Here is a 4907-nt window from a genome sequence, read left to right on the forward strand (position 1 = left end):
CCGCGTCTCCAGCGGCTGCTCGCAGGTGTAGCTCAGCAGATCACCCACGGCGCTGTGCGCCGGCGTCTGGACGGCGACATGGACGGTATGGGTGGGAAGGGGCATGGGAAGAAAGCGGGGCCTGAAAACGCTGGTGCCGCAGGGCACGAGCAGCGGCAACAAAGCCGCCAAGCATAAGCCTTGGGCAGCGTCCGAGGCGTGGGAAGCGGCGTTCTACACCAGACATCCCGGGCGGTGGCTACGGGTTTCTGGGTATATCGTCAATTTCTGTGGATAACTTTGTGGGGATTATTCGGATCTATGGCCATCCCCCCATTTGTTGGACCTTTCCGAGTGGTGCATTCTGAAAACGGTGCTATCAAAAAAATCTTCAAAAACAACGGCTTATATCGATATGTCGCCCGCGTGCAGGCGCGGGTGACAACTGTGAGTCCTAAGACCTCGCTCAGATTTTTCTGTGCATAAGATGGTCTGTGGCCATCTTGTGCAGCAAGCGCCGGCCGGGCGCGCGGACTGTGGACAGCGCGGCCCAGCCGGGCCGGTGGCTGTCACGGCAGGGGGCCGGCGCTGCGCTGGCATCCCGCCCTGCGGGTGATGAGGAGCAGGGCGGGCGCTCAGCGCTGGCGCATGGCGCGCGAATGGCCGTGGACGGCCTCGACCAGGGCAGCCACATGCTCGGGCGGCGTGAACTGGCTGATGCCGTGGCCCAGGTTGAAGATGTGCGTGGGGCCCGTGGTGGTCCTGTCGGTGTGCGGGGCGCCGAAGCTGTCGAGCACGGCGCGCGCCTGCTCGGCCACGCGCTCGGGCGGCGCGAACAGCACATTGGGGTCGATGTTGCCCTGCAGCGCCTTGCCGGGTCCGCCCACCTCGCCGCCGACGATGGCGCGGGCGCGGGCCAGGTTGGCCGTCCAGTCCAGGCCCAGCACCTCGCAGTCCAGGTCCTTCATGTCGGGCAGCCAGATGCCGCCGCCCTTGGTGAAGACGATGCGCGGCACGTCCTGCCCATCGGCGCCCGTGCGCTTGAGTCCGGCCAGCACGCGCTTCGTGTAGGCCAGGCTGAATTCCTGGAAGGCGCCATCGGCCAGCACGCCGCCCCAGCTGTCGAACACCATCACGGCCTGGGCGCCCGCATCGATCTGGGCGTTGAGATAGGCGGCCACGCTGTCGGCGTTGATGGCCAGGATGCGGTGCATCAGGTCGGGGCGCGCATACATCAGGCTCTTGACCAGGCGGTAGTCGTCGCTGCCCTTGCCCTCGACCATGTAGCAGGCCAGGGTCCAGGGACTACCCGAGAAACCGATCAGCGGCACGCGGCCATCGAGCGCGCGGCGGATGCTGGTCACGGCGTCGAACACATAGCGCAGCTTGTCCATGTCGGGCACGGCCAGCTCGGCCACGGCGGCCTCGTCGCGCACCACCTTGGCAAAGCGCGGGCCTTCGCCTTCGGCAAAGGACAGGCCCAGGCCCATGGCGTCGGGCACGGTCAGGATGTCGGAGAACAGGATGGCCGCATCCAGCGGGAAGCGCTCCAGTGGCTGCAGCGTGACCTCGGTGGCGTAGTCCACGTTGGTGGCCAGGCCCATGAAGCTGCCGGCCCGGGCGCGCGTGGCCTTGTATTCGGGGAGATAGCGGCCCGCCTGGCGCATCAGCCACAGCGGCGTGTAGTCGGTGGCCTGGCGCCGGCAGGCGCTCAGGAAGGTGTCGTTGGTCAGGGGGGCGAAGCTCATGGTGGGCGATTGTCGCCGAGTCGGCTTCGCCAGGTTGCCGCGATGCCCGAGCAGCGCAGGGCGTCTTGCCCCGGGTTAACCCTGGTCAATATCGGCGGCAACGGGCTTTTTGAGGCCGCTACATTGTGCTGCGTGCGTTCCGCACAGGAATCCGTCCATGCAAGGAGAGAGTTTGCGATGCAGCGAAGAACCCTGACCCAGATCCTGGCCCTGGCACCGGCCTCGGCCGTTTGGGCTGCCAGCGGGCTGGCTGGAAGTGCCACGGCGGCCGAGCCACTGTTTCCGGGCAAGGCGCCGCTGCGCATCGTCGTGGGCTACCCGCCCGGTGGCGCCACCGACCGCGTGGCGCGCATCGTGGCCGACAAGCTGCAGGCGCGCGTGGGCTCGCCCGTGGTGGTGGAGAACAAGCCCGGCGCGGGCGGCCGCCTGTCGGCCCAGTATGTGAAGAACGCGCCGGCCTCCCAGCCTGCGCTGCTGCTGGCCAATCCGGCCGTGATGCTGGTGGCGCCCCTGGTGTTCCTCGACTCGGGCTACGACCCCGACAAGGACTTCCGCCCGGTCAGCGAGGTCAATCGCTACGAATTCGGCGTGGCCGTGGCCAGTGCCGTGCCCGTCAGGCAGCTGTCGCACCTGCTGGCCTGGCTGCGTGCCAATCCGCAGCAGGCCAACGTGGGCGTGCCGGCCACGGGCAGCCTGCCGCACTTCTTCTCGCTGATGCTGGGCGAGGCCGCCAAGGTCCGGACCGAAACCGTGGGCTACAAGGGCTCGGCCCCGCTGCTGACCGACCTGGTGGGCGGCCAGGTACCGCTGGCCATCGACACCTTCGACGTGCTGCTGCCCCAGCACGAGGCCGGCAAGATCCGCGTGCTGGCCGTGTCTGGCGAGCGCCGCAGCACCATGGCGCCGGACATTCCCACGCTCAAGGAATCGGGCCTGAACCTGTCGGGCATGGGCTGGAACACCTTGTTCGCGCCGCAGAGCATGGCGCCCGACATTGCCGAGCGCCTGTCGCGCATGGTGCAGGAGATCATGAAGGAACCCGACACGCGCCAGAAATTCGAGGCCAGCCGGCTGACCCCGGTCTCCAGCAGCAGCGCGCAGACGGCCGAGATGCTCAAGGCCTACCGCGCCCAGTGGACGCCGGTGGTGCAGCGCTCGGGCTTCAAGCCCTGAACCTTCGACAAATCGGCCCGTGAGGGCCTTTTTTCATGGGGCCTAGGGTTTCCTCGGTGCCTGGGCGCTTGTGGTGGAAAGGGTCTGGCGACTAACATTTACCGACCATTCGGTAAATTATGTTTGATCTGCCGCATAAAGACGGCAGACAGGCCACGGAGACTTCCATGCCCCCATCGCTGGTTCTGGTTGAGCAGCAAGACGCCGTCCGCACCCTGGTGCTGAACCGCCCCGACGCGCTCAACAGCTTCAACGCGCAGCTGCACGAGCAGCTGTTTTCGGCCCTGGAACAGGCTGCCGGCGATGCCTCGGTGCGCTGCGTGGTGCTCACGGGCGCGGGGCGCGGCTTTTGCGCGGGCCAGGATCTGTCCGACCCCGAGGCCGCGCCCGACCAGAACCTGGGCGACCTGATCGAGCGCCGCTACCAGCCGCTGTGCCTGCGTCTCAAGTCCATGCCCGTGCCCGTGGTGGCCGCCGTCAACGGCGTGGCTGCCGGTGCGGGCGCCAATATCGCGCTGGCCTGCGACCTGGTGCTGGCCGCACGCTCGGCCAGCTTCATCCAGGCCTTTGCCAAGATCGGCCTGGTGCCCGACTGCGGCGGCACCTGGCTGCTGCCGCGCCTGGTGGGCCGTGCGCGCGCCCTGGGCCTTGCGCTGCTGGGCGACAAGCTGCCTGCGGCCGAGGCCGAACGCATCGGCCTGATCTGGCGCTGCGTGGAAGATGCCGATTTGCGCAGCGAGGCCCAGGCCCTGGCGCAGCGCCTGGCCGCCATGCCGGTGCGGGCCCTGGCGCGCACGCGGGAGGCCATGGACTCGGCCCAACTGCTGGACTACGAACATGCGCTCACGCGCGAGGCGCGCCAGCAGGGCCAGCTGGGCGCAGCCCACGACTACCAGGAGGGCGTGGCCGCCTTCCTGGGCAAGCGGGCTGCCGTGTTCTCGGACCGCTGAGGAGCCCGCCATGCAAGACAACCACACCCCGGGCGAGGCCGCCCAGCGACTGGCCGAGCAGGTGCGCGACGGCATGCTGGCGCGCGACCGCGCCGCGCAAGGACTGGGCCTGCGCACCACCGAGATCGCGCCCGGCAGGGCGCGCATGGAGATGGCCGTGCGCGACGACATGCTCAATGGCTTCGACATCTGCCACGGCGGCTTCATCACGGCGCTGGCCGACACGGCCTTTGCCTATGCCTGCAATGCGCGCAACGAGATGACGGTGGCCTCGGGCCTGAGCGTGGACTTCGTCGCGCCCGGCCGGCCCGGCGACGTGCTCACCGCGCAGGCCCGCGAAGTCTCGCGTGCAGGCCGCACCGGCGTCTATGACGTGCAGGTCACCAACCAGCGCCAGGAAGTGATCGCGCTGTTCCGTGGCCGCTCGCACAGCTTCAAGGGCCGGCCTACCGTGCCCGGCCTGAACCAGCCCGTCTGAAAAGACCCAGCCATGCCTGTCCAGCGCCCCGCCCCCGGCGAACTCGATCCCATCGAAACCGCCAGCCGCGACGAGATCGCCTCGCTGCAGCTGCTGCGCCTGCGCTGGTCGCTGCAGCATGCCTACGACCATGTGCCGCATTACCGCCGCGCGTTCGACGAGAAGGGCGTGCACCCCTCCGATCTGCGCACGCTGTCCGACCTGGCCCGCTTTCCCTTCACCACCAAGAAGGACCTGCGCGAGAACTACCCGTTCGGCATGTTCGCCGTGCCGCGCCAGAAGGTGGCGCGCGTGCATGCCTCCTCGGGGACCACGGGCAAGCCCACCGTGGTGGGCTACACGTTGAATGACATCGACAACTGGGCGAACCTGGTGGCGCGCTCCATCCGCGCGGCGGGCGGGCGGCCCGGCGACATGGTGCATGTGGCCTACGGCTACGGCCTGTTCACGGGCGGCCTGGGCGCGCACTACGGTGCCGAGCGCGCGGGCTGCACGGTGGTGCCCATGTCGGGGGGGCAGACCGAAAAGCAGGTGCAGCTGATCCAGGATTTCCGGCCCGACATCATCATGGTCACGCCC

At 68.5% G+C, this 4907-nt stretch carries 4 protein-coding genes and 1 pseudogene; 4 read left to right on the plus strand and 1 reads right to left on the minus strand.

Annotation, left to right across the window (positions count from 1 at the left end):
* Positions 1–614: 614 nt before the first annotated feature.
* Complete coding sequence (gene hemE / locus L995_RS15960; protein ID WP_047472595.1) at positions 615–1727, minus strand: uroporphyrinogen decarboxylase; 1113 nt, start codon at positions 1725–1727, stop codon at positions 615–617.
* A gap of 177 nt (positions 1728–1904) precedes the next feature.
* Between hemE and L995_RS15965 the strand changes: the two genes are divergently transcribed.
* From L995_RS15965 to L995_RS15980, 4 genes and pseudogenes are all read left to right on the plus strand, one after another.
* Complete coding sequence (locus tag L995_RS15965) at positions 1905–2900, plus strand: tripartite tricarboxylate transporter substrate-binding protein (RefSeq protein ID WP_047472596.1); 996 nt, start codon at positions 1905–1907, stop codon at positions 2898–2900.
* A gap of 167 nt (positions 2901–3067) precedes the next feature.
* A complete protein-coding gene (locus L995_RS15970) occupies positions 3068–3850 on the plus strand; it encodes an enoyl-CoA hydratase-related protein (RefSeq protein WP_047472597.1) in 783 nt (260 codons plus the stop codon).
* Positions 3851–3860: 10 nt separating this feature from the next.
* The gene (paaI, locus tag L995_RS15975; protein ID WP_047472599.1) at positions 3861–4328 is read left to right on the plus strand and encodes a hydroxyphenylacetyl-CoA thioesterase PaaI; all 468 of its coding nucleotides are present in this window, start codon (positions 3861–3863) and stop codon (positions 4326–4328) included.
* Between the two features lie 12 nt (positions 4329–4340).
* Positions 4341–4907 (plus strand): annotated as a pseudogene (locus tag L995_RS15980) (phenylacetate--CoA ligase); the annotation flags it as partial.

Origin of the sequence: Delftia sp. ZNC0008 (assembly GCF_000799035.1) — a bacterium.
Classification (GTDB): Bacteria; Pseudomonadota; Gammaproteobacteria; order Burkholderiales; family Burkholderiaceae_C; genus Comamonas; species Comamonas tsuruhatensis.